The 12911-nt window shown below is 63.7% G+C and carries 16 protein-coding genes; 6 read left to right on the top strand and 10 right to left on the bottom strand.

From position 1 onward, the window contains the following. Positions 1–126: 126 nt before the first annotated feature. The 8 genes from LB529_RS08055 to LB529_RS08020 all read right to left on the bottom strand — a co-directional run bounded on the left by LB529_RS08055 (position 127) and on the right by LB529_RS08020 (position 7229). The gene (locus LB529_RS08055; protein WP_224710758.1) at positions 127–729 is read right to left on the bottom strand and encodes a nucleotidyltransferase family protein; all 603 of its coding nucleotides are present in this window, start codon (positions 727–729) and stop codon (positions 127–129) included. 39 nt (positions 730–768) lie between these two features. Beyond that, entirely contained in the window at positions 769–3177 is a 2409-nt protein-coding gene (pheT, locus tag LB529_RS08050; protein ID WP_224710757.1) for a phenylalanine--tRNA ligase subunit beta, read from the bottom strand. Further along, complete coding sequence (locus LB529_RS08045) at positions 3174–3611, bottom strand: GFA family protein (RefSeq protein ID WP_224526030.1); 438 nt, start codon at positions 3609–3611, stop codon at positions 3174–3176. The genes pheT and LB529_RS08045 overlap by 4 nt, the downstream gene beginning before the upstream one ends. Continuing rightward, entirely contained in the window at positions 3608–4705 is a 1098-nt protein-coding gene (pheS, locus tag LB529_RS08040; RefSeq protein ID WP_224710756.1) for a phenylalanine--tRNA ligase subunit alpha, read from the bottom strand. Before pheS ends, LB529_RS08045 begins: the two co-directional genes overlap by 4 nt. A 145-nt stretch (positions 4706–4850) precedes the next feature. Then, complete coding sequence (gene rplT / locus LB529_RS08035; protein WP_042637600.1) at positions 4851–5252, bottom strand: 50S ribosomal protein L20; 402 nt, start codon at positions 5250–5252, stop codon at positions 4851–4853. Between the two features lie 93 nt (positions 5253–5345). Continuing rightward, positions 5346–5549, bottom strand: coding sequence for a 50S ribosomal protein L35 (rpmI, locus tag LB529_RS08030; RefSeq protein WP_027166935.1), 204 nt, complete (start codon positions 5547–5549; stop codon positions 5346–5348). A gap of 201 nt (positions 5550–5750) precedes the next feature. After that, positions 5751–6404 carry a hypothetical protein gene (locus LB529_RS08025; RefSeq protein ID WP_140843485.1) on the bottom strand — a complete coding sequence of 218 codons (654 nt, stop codon included), beginning with the start codon at positions 6402–6404 and terminating at the stop codon, positions 5751–5753. Positions 6405–6581: 177 nt separating this feature from the next. Next, on the bottom strand, positions 6582–7229 hold the full coding sequence (locus LB529_RS08020) for a methyltransferase family protein (RefSeq protein WP_140843487.1): 648 nt from the start codon (positions 7227–7229) through the stop codon (positions 6582–6584). Between LB529_RS08020 and LB529_RS08015 the strand changes: the two genes are divergently transcribed. Next, a complete protein-coding gene (locus LB529_RS08015) occupies positions 7228–7386 on the top strand; it encodes a hypothetical protein (protein WP_176477052.1) in 159 nt (52 codons plus the stop codon). The two genes, LB529_RS08020 and LB529_RS08015, sit on opposite strands and share 2 nt — an antisense overlap. A gap of 74 nt (positions 7387–7460) precedes the next feature. Here the strand turns inward: LB529_RS08015 and infC are convergent, their stop codons facing one another. Beyond that, on the bottom strand, positions 7461–7997 hold the full coding sequence (gene infC, locus LB529_RS08010) for a translation initiation factor IF-3 (RefSeq protein WP_095767981.1): 537 nt from the start codon (positions 7995–7997) through the stop codon (positions 7461–7463). A 213-nt stretch (positions 7998–8210) separates the two neighbouring features. Between infC and LB529_RS08005 the strand changes: the two genes are divergently transcribed. The 4 genes from LB529_RS08005 (at position 8211) to LB529_RS07990 (ending at position 11601) form a co-directional block, all read left to right on the top strand. Then, on the top strand, positions 8211–8984 hold the full coding sequence (locus tag LB529_RS08005) for an alpha/beta hydrolase (RefSeq protein ID WP_095768198.1): 774 nt from the start codon (positions 8211–8213) through the stop codon (positions 8982–8984). Beyond that, positions 8984–10126: a benzoate/H(+) symporter BenE family transporter gene (locus LB529_RS08000; protein WP_224710755.1), complete on the top strand. Its 1143-nt coding sequence runs from the start codon at positions 8984–8986 to the stop codon at positions 10124–10126. The genes LB529_RS08005 and LB529_RS08000 overlap by 1 nt, the downstream gene beginning before the upstream one ends. 116 nt (positions 10127–10242) lie before the next feature. Continuing rightward, positions 10243–10722 carry a DUF2852 domain-containing protein gene (locus LB529_RS07995; RefSeq protein ID WP_224526012.1) on the top strand — a complete coding sequence of 160 codons (480 nt, stop codon included), beginning with the start codon at positions 10243–10245 and terminating at the stop codon, positions 10720–10722. Positions 10723–10842: 120 nt separating this feature from the next. Further along, a complete protein-coding gene (locus tag LB529_RS07990) occupies positions 10843–11601 on the top strand; it encodes a M48 family metallopeptidase (RefSeq protein WP_140843495.1) in 759 nt (252 codons plus the stop codon). 324 nt (positions 11602–11925) lie between these two features. Here the strand turns inward: LB529_RS07990 and LB529_RS07985 are convergent, their stop codons facing one another. After that, on the bottom strand, positions 11926–12141 hold the full coding sequence (locus tag LB529_RS07985) for a hypothetical protein (RefSeq protein WP_224526008.1): 216 nt from the start codon (positions 12139–12141) through the stop codon (positions 11926–11928). 110 nt (positions 12142–12251) lie between these two features. Here LB529_RS07985 and LB529_RS07980 point away from each other — a divergent pair, with 110 nt between their 5' ends. Next, positions 12252–12911, top strand: coding sequence for a phosphoribosylanthranilate isomerase (locus tag LB529_RS07980; RefSeq protein ID WP_224708688.1), 660 nt, complete (start codon positions 12252–12254; stop codon positions 12909–12911).

Genomic DNA, 12911 nt, shown 5'->3' with positions numbered 1-12911 from the left:
CAGCTTGGGCGCCGGCGCTTCTCCTCGTAACGTTGGCGATTGGCGAAAGCGGACGCGACATCGATCTCCCCCCTTGAGGGGGAGATGCCCGGCAGGGCAGAGGGGGGTGCCTCGCGCCAACTTATCCTACCACGGCACCACGCTAATCTCCGGCCAATACTCCTGAGCCCTTCTCCCCTTCGCCTCGTGTGTCCGCTGATTGTCCAGCACCCGGTTCGGCGTGATGCGAAACGAAAAAAGATCGTCGAGCCCGAACGGTGCCACCAGCTCCAAAGCTCCGTCGGCGTCGTACCGGACCCCCACCGCATGCGTCTTCGACGCAAAATAGCTCACCGACTCGCTCGCGCTCGCATAACGCGGGCACTCCTGTCCGAACTTCACCGGATACCATAGATGCACCCGCGCCTGGTTGCGCACCTCGACCGGTAGCGCCAACCCTGCGAAATGCGCAGCCGCCCGGCGGATCACGGCATCCTCGGCCTCGTAGGAGAGGTCGGCGTCGTCGAAATAGAACAGGTCGACATCCTTGATGCCGTAGCCCGGCGGCTTGCCGGCCAGGTGGTTCCAGACGCTGTTGTAGAGCGCGCCGGAAACCACCAGCCAGTCGGGAAGCGCAAGCTCGCGCACACGCGCCAGCGTTTCATCCAGCAGCGGATCGGCCGCGATGATGGCCAGGAAGGCCGCGCGCTGTTCCTCGAACGGGAGGCCGGAATAGCGGAGATGGTGCATCGCCCTTTGGAGAGCGATTCGCCATCTCTGCGCAATGCCTCACGCCCTCAGCACGCCGCCCGTTTGCTTGTTGACGTTCTCGACGATGCGTCTTGCGAGGGCCTCGAAGTCCTCGTCGGTCAGCGTCTTTTCGACCGGCTGGATCGACACCTCGATGGCGATCGACTTCTTGGCCGTCCCCAGCGAGGCGCCTTCGAAGACGTCGAACACCGAAACGCCGGTGACCAGCTTCTTGTCGGCGGCCAAAGCTGCCCGCACCAGCGTGCCGGCCTCGACCGTCTTGTCGACGACGAAGGCGAAGTCGCGCTTCACCGCCTGGAACGGCGAGAGCTCCAGTTTCGGCTTGGTGCGTGTCGGCTTGGCCTTCGGCTCCGGCACGGCGTCGACGAAAATCTCGAAGCCGCAGATCGGACCTGATGCGTCCAGGCCGTCCAGCGTCCTCGGATGGAACTCGCCGAAGGTGCCGAGCACCGTCTTCGGCCCGAGCTTGATCGTGCCGGAGCGTCCCGGATGATACCAAGCCGGGCCGCCGGGCTCGATCTGCAGCCGGTCGACCGGCGCGCCGCAGGCCTCGAGCGCCGCGATCGCGTCCGCCTTGGCGTCGAACACGCCCACCGGCCCGGCATTGCCGGACCAACTGCGGCCCGAGCCGTCGAGCTTGGCCGTGCCGCGCCGCACGCCGGCGGCGACGCGCCGCTGCTGGTCGGCGCGATCGCCTTCATAGGTGCCCGAGACTTCGAACAGCGCCACATCGCCGATGCCCTTGTCGGCATTGCGCTGCGCCGCCGCGATCAGCCCCGGCAGCAGCGACGGCCGCATGTCGGACATGTCCGCAGCGATCGGGTTGGCGAGCTTGAGCGCCGTCTGGCCGCCGCCGAACAGCTCTGCATGCCTGGCGGGAATGAACGACCATGTGACGGCCTCCATCATGCCGCGCACGGCGAGCGCGCGCTTGGCGGCGCGGGTGCGCACCTGCAGCGTGGTCAGGATCCTGCCGTTAACCGCGTCATGCGAGGTAAGCGGCTGGGCCAAGATGTTGTCGACGCCATGGATGCGCATCACCTCCTCGACCAGGTCGGCCTTGCCGTCGACATCCGGCCGCCAGGACGGCACCTCCACCTTGACGACGTCGCTCAGTCCTTTCGGCTCGAAGCCGAGCCGGGTCAGGATGCCAAGGGCTTCCTCTCTCGGCACCTCGATGCCGGTCAGCCGTTTCACTTCCGACAGCGGGAAGGAGACGATCTTCGGCTTGTGGCCGGCATAGCCGGCAACCTCGATTTCAGAAGGCGTGCCGCCGCAGAAATCGAGCACCAGCTTGATCGCCAGCTCGACGCCCGGCACCATGAATTCCGGGTCCACGCCGCGCTCGAAGCGGTAGCGCGCGTCGGTGATGATGCCGAGCGCGCGGCCGGTGCGGGCCGTGGCGATCGGATCCCAGAGCGCCGATTCGATCAGCACGTCGGTGGTGTTCTCGTCGCAGCCCGAACGCTCGCCGCCCATGATCCCGGCGATCGATTCCACGCCATTGTCGTCGGCGATCACGCACATCTCCGGCGTCAGCGTGTATTCGCGGCCGTCCAGCGCCAGCACCTTCTCGCCGTCCTTGGCGCGCCGCACCACGAGATTGCCGGCGACCTTCGCGGCATCGAAGACATGCAGAGGACGCCCGCGGTCAAAGGTGACATAGTTGGTGATGTCGACCAGCGCGCTGATCGGGCGCAAGCCGATGGCGATCAGCCGCTGCTGCAGCCATTTCGGCGACGGGCCGTTCTTGACGCCCTTCACCAGTGCCAGCGCGAAGCCGGGGCAGAGCTCGGGCGCCTCGATCTTCACCTTGACCGGGCACAGGCCTTCGCCGGCATGCGGCATGATCCCGCCGCCGGTGAGCCTGCCAAGCCCGCTCGCCGCGAGGTCGCGCGCGATGCCGTAGACACTGGTCGCATCCGGCCGGTTCGGTGTCAGATTGATTTCGATGACCGGATCGTCGAGATGCGCGTAAGCGGCGAAGCTGGTGCCGACCGGCGCATCCTCAGGCAAATCGATGATGCCGTTATGCTCGTCGGAGATTTCCAGCTCGCGTTCCGAGCACATCATGCCGTGGCTTTCGACGCCGCGGATCTTGCCGACCGAGAGCGTCACGTCGATGCCGGGAACATAGGTGCCGGGCGCCGCGAAGGCGCCGATCATGCCCGCGCGGGCATTGGGCGCGCCGCACACCACCTGCACCGGTGGCTTGCCGTCGCCGGTGTCGACGGTCAGCACGCGCAGCCGGTCGGCGTCGGGGTGCTGCACCGCCGTGAGCACCTTGGCGATGACGAAGGGTTTCAGGCCGGCCTTGTCGTCGACATGCTCGACTTCGAGGCCGATCGCGGTCAGCCGCTCGACGATCTCGGCAAGCGAGGCGTCGGTCTCGAGATGGTCCTTGAGCCAGGAGAGGGTGAATTTCATGACTGTGTTTCCGAGGGTCTTTGTTCTTCGGGCCGGGGTACGCTGGTCTTCAGCTCGCGCGGCAATGCGTCGGGCATATGCAGGAAAGGCAGCTGCTCGCGCACATGCGCATGCACGGTCGGCCTGAAATAGGCCGGCATATCCATGGCGCCGAGCATGAAATAGATCTGGTTGTCGAGCCGCTGATCGAGATAGGCGATCGGCGAGCCGCAGATGCCGCAGAACGTGCGCTCCACCGGGCCGTTGCGATAGCTCTTCAGCGATTTGCCGTTGAGCGCGACCTGATCGGCCATGAAGCCGACAAAGGCCGACACCGGCGCGCCGCTGGCGCGCCGGCAATCGCCGCAATGGCAATAGCTGATGTGGTGCGGCTCGGCCGAGGCCTCGAACCGCACCGCGCCGCAGCGACAGCCCCCGGTGTGGGGTGCGGTCATGCGGACAGCCCCCCGAACAGCGTCGGCAGGTCGAGCGGCCGGAAGCCGTAATGCGACAGCCAGCGCACGTCGGCGTCGAAGAAGGCGCGCAGGTCCGGCATGCCGTATTTCAGCATGGCGATGCGGTCGATGCCCATGCCCCAGGCAAAGCCCTGATATTCGTCGGGATCGAGCCCGCCGGCGCGCAGCACGTTGGGATGCACCATGCCGCAGCCCAGTATCTCCATCCAGTCGGAGCCTTCGCCGAAGCGCACTTCACCCGGACGCGAGCGGTCGCACTGGATGTCGACCTCAAGACTGGGCTCGGTGAACGGAAAGAAGGACGGACGGAAGCGCATCTTGACCGACGGCACCTCGAAGAAGGCCTTGCAGAACTCCTCCAGCACCCACTTCATGTTGGCGACGTTGGCTGATTTGTCGACCACCAACCCCTCGACCTGATGGAACATCGGCGAGTGCGTGGCGTCGGAATCCTGCCGGTAGGTCTTGCCGGGGATGACGATGCGGATCGGCGGCTTCTGCTTCTCCATGGTGCGGATCTGCACGGGCGAGGTGTGGGTGCGCAACAGCTTGCGCTCACCCTTCTCGTCCGGCTGGAAGAAGAAGGTGTCGTGCATCTCGCGCGCCGGATGTCCCTCGGGAAAATTCAGCGCGGTGAAATTGTAGTAGTCGGTCTCGATATCCGGGCCTTCGGCGATGGCGAAGCCGAGATCGCCGAAGATCGCCGCGATCTCGTCGATCACCTGGCTGATCGGATGGATGCGGCCGCGCTCGGCCGGCGATTGGCGAACCGGGAGCGTGACGTCGACCTTCTCAGCCGCGAGCCGGGCCGCGATCGCCACATCCTTCAGTTCCGCCTTGCGCTGGGTGAGCGCTTCGGTGACGCGGTTCTTCAGGCCGTTGATCGCCGGCCCCTTCACCTGGCGCTCCTCGGCGCTCATGGCGCCCAGCGTCTTCAGCATTTCGGAGACGGAACCCTTCTTGCCCAGCGCCGAGACGCGCACCGCCTCGATCGCGGCCTCGTCCGCGGCCGCCGCGATTTCGGCGAGCAACGAGCCTTCCAGGGCTTCAAGATTTCCAGCAGTGGCGTTCACGGCGAAGCTCTCTCGGTCGGGCGACTGTCACCATTTCGGTTTCGTCGTCGCCATTTTGGTTACATCAGGCATAAGAAAAACCCGCGCCAGCCGTGCCAGCGCGGGTTCCCCAAATCAGAATTGCGTATGCTTGGGAAGCGCTGGCTTAGGCGACAGCGCTCTCAAAAGCATTCGGCGTGGTGTTCTTCAAATATTCGAGCGCGACCTTGGCCTTGGCGACCAGCGCGGCGAAAGCCTGCGGCTCGTGGATAGCCATGTCCGAAAGGACCTTGCGATCGATTTCGATGCCGGCCTTGTTGAGGCCGTCGATGAAACGGCCATAGGTCAGGCCATGCTCGTGGGTCGCGGCGTTGATGCGCTGGATCCACAGCGCGCGGAACGAGCGCTTGCGGTTCTTGCGGTCGCGGTAGGCGTATTGCAGCGACTTCTCCACCGCCTGCTTGGCAATGCGGATGGTGTTCTTGCGGCGGCCGTAGAAACCCTTGGCGGCCTTCAAAACCTTCTTGTGCTTGGCGTGGGCGGTAACGCCTCTCTTTACGCGTGCCATGTCATGATCTCCTTAAAAGCAATTCCAGGAAAAGTGTTCAGCGGTTTTCCGTTCGGAATTGCGTAAAAACAAAAGTGGTTCCAAGCCGAGGGATTAGAGGCCGTTCGGCAGAAAATTCTTGATGACCTTCTTGCCGTCCGGTTCAGCCAGAACCATCGTGCCGCGGGCATCGCGAATGAACTTGTTGGAACGCTTGATCATGCCGTGGCGCTTGCCGGCGGCAGCCGACAGCACCTTGCCGGTGGCAGTAATCTTGAACCGCTTCTTGGCGGCCGATTTGGTCTTCATCTTGGGCATTTTGCTACTCCGTATTGGTGGCGCACCATCGCGCTTCTTGTCTCGCTTCGGGCCGACCAAAGCCCGAAAAGCAAATGAAACCGCCACGGCATGCCCTGCCGGGCGGTTTTCTTGGAACGGCGGTCCTATAGATCAAAGATGGAGCGAGCGCAACACCCGACACACCCCAAGCCATGCGACGCGCTTTGGCCGCAGTGCGCGTTACCCCTTTTTAAAATTCAAGCGATTTAGGGAGTTTGCAAACCGAGATACACGGTTGCTCATTGTGTATCTCTCCCCATCGAGTTGGCGATTCTCGTAAAGCGACCACCATGAGAGCAGCTGATCGCCAACGTTTTCCGTTATTTTGTCATCGGTAATTTCTAGCGTGATGCGTTTCAACGAAACGCCGGAACCAAAGGCTCCTGCAAGATAGTCCGGATCGACTTTGCGCACAGTCTTCGGATCGTTTGGATCGGTGAAGGTGACAAGGAGCGGATAACGGTCATGCGGCACGTCCCTCGTGCCGCGAAACCGCACGATCGCTGGCAACAGCCCTTCGTAGTCAGCGCGACTGTAGCCCAATTCCGCATGGAGTGCGTATTGAGCAATGTATTTGGTCTCTTCACCGATCAACGCGAAGAGCTTGCCTTTCGGTCCGAGGTCGACGACCGTCGCTTCGCCTTTGTAGCCCGATGGATAGACGTCAAACGCGTTGGCCTCCTGCCACCAGACGTGCGTCACCGCCGACCCGGAAACGACCTTACCGTCCACGAATACCTCGACCGTCAACTTCTGGTTCCATTCCCAGACGTCGGCAAAGAAGCCGCACGAGACTAGTGACAGTGCGAAGATAAGGATGATGCCCCGCAGCAAGGGCCGCGCAAGTCGAAAGACATCCCTATATGCCGAAATGCCAAGCCTCGCGCTCGTCACTACACGCCTCGCCGCCTTTGTTAGCAGCGATTATCCCTACACTGCCCCCGTAGCCAGACTATTAATTTGTCTGCTTTCGCGAGCCGGGGTTTCGAGGGTGCTTGGGCTGTCAGCACCCTAAGGTAGCGTGAACCACACCGGCAGCATGCCCGACTGCTGCATGCCGTCGATCAGCTCAAAGGCGGGCAGCGCCACCAGGAACACCAGGCCGTCGAGCAGCGTGTTCAAGAGCAGGCGCGGCCTGAAGCTGCCGGTATCGCCTTCCTGGTAGAGCGCAAGGTTCGGGAAGAACCGCGGCACTTTGGCCAGATAGGCCTGGTAGGGCGCGCCGAGCAGTTCCTTCAGGTAACGCTCCTCGCGCAGGATGACGATGTGGAAGGCGCCGGCGCAGAGCAGCGAGAACAGGATGATGCCGCTGAACGAGCCGATCTGCGCCCCGACCCCGGCGGCAGCCAGGGTCGAAAACAAATAGAGCGGGTTGCGGGTGATCGAATAGGGACCGCCGGTGACCACCTCGGCCGATTTGCGCCCGCCGATATAAAGCGTCGACCACAGCCGCCCGACAATGCCGAGAAAGATCAAAAGCACGCCGAACATCTCGATCGACTCGTGCACGGACGTGTCCGGCGGAAAGGAAGACTGGCCGAACAGAAGCGCGCAGAACAGCACCACGATCAGCACCGCCAGCACGATCCGCCGCATGTGCTGGTAGCCGCCCAACCCCTCAGTCTGGTTGTCGGCTGAGACCTTCACTTCATCGACCATGACCCATCCGATCGTCGATTGGTTCGCGATCGGCAAAAGCCGATCGTCGATTGCTCGCGATCGCGAAGGGATCGTCGAGGTGGCTGGCGATCGGGCTGAAAACAGGCGCCCCGCCGATCGTCGGGACGCCGTGCCCGGCAATTCGGGCGGATTTTAGAGCGGGATACAAAGAGCCCGGCAACTCTCGAAACCGTGATGGACGCGACGCTTTGGCGGCCGCGCCATCCCTGGTCAGCGCGGCGCCAGAACCATCATCATCTGGCGGCCTTCGAGCTTCGGCTCCGCCTCGACCTTGGCGATCGTCGCAACTTCCTCGCGCACCTTGTTCAGAAGCTGCATGCCGAGTTCCATATGCGCCATCTCGCGGCCGCGGAAGCGCAGCGTCAGCTTGACCTTGTCGCCTTCCTCGAAGAAGCGCCGCACGGCCTTCATCTTGGTCTCGTAGTCATGGCTGTCGATGTTCGGGCGCATCTTGATCTCCTTGATCTCGATGACCTTCTGGTTCTTGCGCGCTTCGGCCGCCTTCTTCTGGTTGGCGTATTTCAGCTTGCCGAGATCGAGGATCTTGACGACGGGCGGCACTGCATTGGGCGATATCTCGACGAGATCGAGCCCGGCCTCTTCGGCCAGCAGCAACGCGTCGTTGATGGAAACATCGCCTCGGTTCTGGCCGTCGGCGTCGATAAGCTGGACCCGGGGCACCCGGATATCTCGGTTGGAGCGCGGCCCGTCCTTGGTGGGTGCCGCTGCTTTGAAAGGTCTGCGAATGGTCGTGGTCTCCTCGGCCGTTTCGTTCTGGGTTCTTTAGACAAAAGTAGGTGGACGCGCCTATGTGGGAAGCGCGGGGCGTGAGTCAATAGCATAGCCGCGCCGCAAAATCACCTGCTGCCTGGTAATTGTCTGCACCAAGCAAAGAAACGCCGCGAGCACTTTTCGTTGAACCACCGCCTGTGCCAAAAGACCGGCGGGAAGGACAAGCTCATGGCCGCCAGCGCTCCGGTTTTCATCGATGTGGACGGGTCGGGCATCGCCGTCAGGCAGATGCCGGGCGCGGCGCCGGGCGTGGTCTGGCTCGGCGGCTACAAGTCCGACATGCAGGGCACGAAGGCGCAGACGCTTGCCGCCTGGGCTGCGAGCGAAGGCCACGCCTGTCTGCGCCACGACTATTCTGGCCATGGCGAGTCGGGCGGCGAATTCGCCGACGGCACGATCTCGAAGTGGTTGGCCGAGAGCCTCGCCGTCTTTCGCCGGTTCAGCAAGGGCAAGCAGGTATTGGTCGGCTCCTCGATGGGGGCGTGGATCGCGTTGCGCATGGCGCAGGAACTGCGCAAGGCGGGCGACACGAGGGTTGCCGGCCTGGTGCTGCTCGCCCCGGCGCCTGATTTCACCGTCGAGCTGATCGAGCCGGTGCTGACCGACGCGCAGCGGCAGGATCTGAGGGAAAAAGGCTTCTTCGCCGAGCCGTCCGATTATTCGGACGAGCCCTATATCTACACGCGCGCGCTGATCGAGGATGGCCGCGCCAACCGGGTGATGACCGGGCCGATCGACACCCATTGCCCGGTGCACATCCTGCAGGGCCTGGCCGATCCGGACGTGCCGTCCGGCCATGCCTTGAAGCTCGCATCCATGCTGCCCGCCGACGATGTGACGCTGTCGCTGATCCCGGACGGCGACCATCGCCTGTCCCGCCCCGAGGACCTCGACATGCTCAAGCGGGCCGTAGGCGACATGGTCAAGCGGGCGGCCGGATAATGCGCATCTCCATCCCGATATCCGCCTTCGTCGCCGCGATCGTCGGCTTCGGTGGTACGCTGGCCCTGGTTATTGCCGCCGCCAAGGCGGTCGGCGCCACGCAGATCGAGACCGCGAGCGGCGTGACGGCGATCTGCCTGGCCATGGTCGTTGAGTGTCTGTGGTTGTCCTGGCGCACCAAGATGCCGGTCATTACCGCCTGGTCGACGCCCGGCTTGGCGCTGATCGCGGCCTCCAGCGGGTTTACGATGCCGCAGGCCGTCGGCGCCTTCATGGTCACCGGCGTCCTTCTGGTCGCCACCGGCCTGTTCAAGCCGTTGACCAGGCTGATCGCGAAAATCCCGGCCTCGGTCGCGTCCGGCATGCTGGCAGGCATTCTGGTCAGCTTCGCCGTCAATGCGGCTAAGGCCATTCCCGCCGACCCTTGGCTGATCCTGCCGCTGATCGCCGCCTTCTTCGTCATCCGCCTGTTCAATCCGGCTCTGTCGGTGCTGGTGGTGCTGATCGGCGGCGGCCTCGCCGCTTTCCTCACCGGCCGCGTCGGCAGCCTGCCGGCGCCGGAACTGTCGACATTGACATTGATTGCGCCGCAATTCACCGCATCGGCGATCATCGGCCTCGCCCTGCCTCTCTATCTGGTCACCATGGCCTCGCAGAACCTTTCCGGTCTCGCGGTGCTGCGCGCAGCGGGCTACCATCCGGAGCCCGGTCCGCTGATCGGCGTCACCGGCCTGTTTTCGCTGCTCTCGGCGCCGTTCGGCGCCGCGACCACCAATCTCGCGGCGATCTCGGCCGCTATCTGCACCGGTCCCGATGTCCATCCCGACCCGGCCGAACGTTGGAAGACCGGGCCGTTCTACGCGCTCGCCTATCTCATCTTCGCGGTCTTCGGCGCCTCGCTGGTGGCGATCTTCGCCGTCCTTCCGCAAAGCCTGATCGTGCTGGTCGCAGGGCTCGCCTTGACAGCGCCCTTGGCCAACGCGCTGTCGATCGCGCTGAAGGACGAGGCCGAACGCATGCCGGCCACCGTCACCTTCGCCGCGACGGCTTCGGGGCTCACGCTCTTCGGCGTCGGCGCGGCATTTTGGGGGCTGGTCGCCGGAATGGCAGTGCTTTTCCTGGAGAAACTCAAAAAGCGATAATCATTTCAGGTGCTTCGCCGGTTTTGGCGGGGTTTGTCTTGAATCGCCGATTTCGCCTTCCCATTTCGATTCCACGCAGCCGGTTTGGCTGTCTCCAATGGAAGGATTGGGAGAAAATGAACACAAGTGCATTGATCCGTCCGGCCTGGACGCCGGCCACCATCGCGCTGATGGTCATCGGCTTCATGGTGTTCTGGCCGCTCGGCTTCGCCATGCTCGCCTACATCATCTGGGGCGATCGGTTGGAAGGCTTCAAGCGCGACGTCAACCGCGCCACGGACGGCATCTTCGCCGGTTGCCGTCGTCGCTCCGAGAAGGCGGCCCGCTGGGGCCACGGCTCGGCCCGCACCGGCAACGTCGCCTTCGACGATTGGCGCGAGAAGGAGCTGGAGCGCCTCGCTGAAGAGCGCCGCAAGCTCGACGAGATGCTCTCCGAGTTCGACGAGTACGCCCGCGAACTGCGCCGCGCCAAGGACCAGGAAGAGTTCGACCGCTTCATGGCCAACCGCAACAAGTCGACCGCGCCGAGCTCGCCCGGCTCGAGCGACAAGGCGGGTCCGGAGGGCGGCAAAGGTACCAACCTGCTCGACGACTGAGATCCGGCGACACGTCTCGGTATGATATGCGGCGTCGCGTTTAGCGGCGCCGTTTCTTTTTTGTTCTCTATGTAGCTTCCCTCCACTGGCCGTTTTTTTCGAATCGCGTATCGTCCAGCCATGACCCTCGGCTTCCTTCGCAATCTGACCAAGCCAAAGCCCACGCCCGTTGTCGAGCGCGAGCATTGCGTCGCCGGCCGCACGCTGCCGCTCAAGATCGTTGAGAGTGCCAGGGCCCGGCGGCTCACGCTGCGCATCGATTCCGGCGGCCAAGGCCTGCGCGTCACCGTGCCGCCCGGCCTGCGCCGCGGCGAGGTGGAGAAATTCCTCGACCGCCATCAGGACTGGCTGGAGCAGCGGCTGGCCAAGGTGCCGACGAGGCCGCAGGTGCGCCCGGGCATCCGCATCCCGATCCGCGGCGTGCCTCACCGCATCGTGCACGAGCCTTCGAGGCGCGGCACCGTCACCGTCGCGCGCGACGATCGCGGCCCGCTCCTGATCATCCATGGCGAGCGCATCCATTTGCCGCGCCGCATCGCCGACTATCTCAAGCGCGAGGCCAAGAAGGAGATCGAGAAGCTGGTGGTCAAGCACACCGAAACGATCGGCAAGCGCGCCAAGGCGATAAGGTACAAGGATACCTCCAGCCGCTGGGGGTCATGCACCTCGGAGGGCAATCTCTCCTTCTCGTGGCGCATCATGATGGCGCCGCCGGCGGTGATAAACTATCTGGTGGCGCATGAGGTGGCGCATCTCAAGGAGATGAACCACGGCCCGAAATTCTGGAAGCTGTGCGAAAAACTCTGCCCGGATACCGACCGCTGCAAGGACTGGCTGAAGCGCAACGGCGGGGCCCTGCAGGCTATTGTGTTTGAGTAGCTCCAGCGGATGGCAATGCAGAGAACGCCGTCACTGCTAGTGCAAACGCTGGAGATAGCCGAGCCATCTCAGCTTCGTCATCCTAGGGCGAAGCAAGGAGCGAAGCGACGCGCGCAGACCCTAGGATCCATGCCGTGACGTGCGAACGCCGTAGCGGTTCAGAAATTGCTTTGCCTTTGGCGAGAGGCGTCCCGGAAAGGCGTTTTATTCTCTATCGCTGCACTCTTGGGCCGATGTAACGGCATGGATCCTAGGGTCTGCGCGCCGCTTCGCGTCGCTCCGCCCTAGGATGACGAAGGAGAGGTGGCGCCCTACTACTGCCCATCAATCATCATTCGCCGCGTTCAGCTCTTCCGGCCGCAGTCCTTCCTCGGTATGCGGCCACGGCAAAAAATCCCGGTCGAACGTATCGCTGCCGAAATATTCCAGAGCCCGATGCGCCTCGGCGCCGTTGAAGGCGGCCTTGTCCATGAGATGCGCGATCACCTCGCGCGCCTGCGCGATCTTCTGCTTCAGTTCGGCGACGGTCCGGTCGGCCATGATTATCCTGCTCCCGCCTGTGGTTCCTATATGAAGGTAGTGTTTTCCGCCGGACCGGCAACAGCATGCTTTTTCTCGACTCTTTTCCCGTTTCGTGCCAAGCCCGCGCCATGACGCTCGACATCAAGATCTGCGGATTGAAGACCGACGCCGCGATGGCCGCCGCGCTTGCCGGTGGCGCCAGCCATGTCGGCTTTATTTTCTTCGCCAAGAGCCCGCGTTATGTCGAGCCCGCCGAGGCCGGCCGTTTGCGTCAGGCGGCGCGCGGCAAGGCCCTGGCGGCAGCCGTCAGCGTCGACGCCGATGATGGCTTTCTCGACGAGATCGTCGCGAAAATGCAGCCCGACATGCTGCAAATGCATGGTTCGGAAACGCCTGAGCGCGTGGCCGAGATCAAGGCGCGTTACGGCCTGCCGGTGATGAAGGCGCTGCCCATCAGCGAGGCGGCGGATCTCGACCGCATAAAACCCTTCATCGGCATCGCCGATCGCTTCCTTCTGGATTCCAAGCCGCCGAAGGGGTCGCAATTGCCGGGCGGCAATGGCGTTTCCTTCGACTGGCCCATCCTTGCCGGCCTTGACGCCGGGCTCGATTACATGCTTTCCGGAGGGCTCAACGCCGCCAATATCGGCGATGCCCTGAGACAGGCCGACCCGCCCGGAATAGACGTTTCGTCCGGTGTGGAAAGCGCTCCGGGCGTCAAGGATCCGGCGCTGATCGAGCAGTTTTTCCGGGCCGTCAGGGCCGCGCGCGACGACCGCGCCGCCTGA

The organism is Mesorhizobium sp. CA5, assembly GCF_020165105.1.
Classification (GTDB): domain Bacteria; phylum Pseudomonadota; class Alphaproteobacteria; order Rhizobiales; family Rhizobiaceae; genus Mesorhizobium.
The sequence above is the reverse complement of the archived record's forward strand: the minus strand, read 5'-3'. Positions and strand labels throughout refer to the sequence as shown.

Excerpts from the sequence above, each read along its gene's own strand:
- LB529_RS07995 (WP_224526012.1), top strand. The coding sequence starts at position 10,243 with ATGAACACAAGTGCATTGATCCGTCCGGCCTGGACGCCGGCCACCATC.
- LB529_RS08015 (WP_176477052.1), top strand. The coding sequence starts at position 7,228 with ATGACCCATCCGATCGTCGATTGGTTCGCGATCGGCAAAAGCCGATCG.
- LB529_RS08000 (WP_224710755.1), top strand. The coding sequence starts at position 8,984 with ATGCGCATCTCCATCCCGATATCCGCCTTCGTCGCCGCGATCGTCGGC.
- LB529_RS08045 (WP_224526030.1), bottom strand. The coding sequence starts at position 3,611 with ATGACCGCACCCCACACCGGGGGCTGTCGCTGCGGCGCGGTGCGGTTC.
- LB529_RS07990 (WP_140843495.1), top strand. The coding sequence starts at position 10,843 with ATGACCCTCGGCTTCCTTCGCAATCTGACCAAGCCAAAGCCCACGCCC.
- LB529_RS07980 (WP_224708688.1), top strand. The coding sequence starts at position 12,252 with ATGACGCTCGACATCAAGATCTGCGGATTGAAGACCGACGCCGCGATG.
- rplT (WP_042637600.1), bottom strand. The coding sequence starts at position 5,252 with ATGGCACGCGTAAAGAGAGGCGTTACCGCCCACGCCAAGCACAAGAAG.
- LB529_RS07985 (WP_224526008.1), bottom strand. The coding sequence starts at position 12,141 with ATGGCCGACCGGACCGTCGCCGAACTGAAGCAGAAGATCGCGCAGGCG.
- rpmI (WP_027166935.1), bottom strand. The coding sequence starts at position 5,549 with ATGCCCAAGATGAAGACCAAATCGGCCGCCAAGAAGCGGTTCAAGATT.
- LB529_RS08055 (WP_224710758.1), bottom strand. The coding sequence starts at position 729 with ATGCACCATCTCCGCTATTCCGGCCTCCCGTTCGAGGAACAGCGCGCG.
- LB529_RS08020 (WP_140843487.1), bottom strand. The coding sequence starts at position 7,229 with ATGGTCGATGAAGTGAAGGTCTCAGCCGACAACCAGACTGAGGGGTTG.
- LB529_RS08005 (WP_095768198.1), top strand. The coding sequence starts at position 8,211 with ATGGCCGCCAGCGCTCCGGTTTTCATCGATGTGGACGGGTCGGGCATC.
- pheT (WP_224710757.1), bottom strand. The coding sequence starts at position 3,177 with ATGAAATTCACCCTCTCCTGGCTCAAGGACCATCTCGAGACCGACGCC.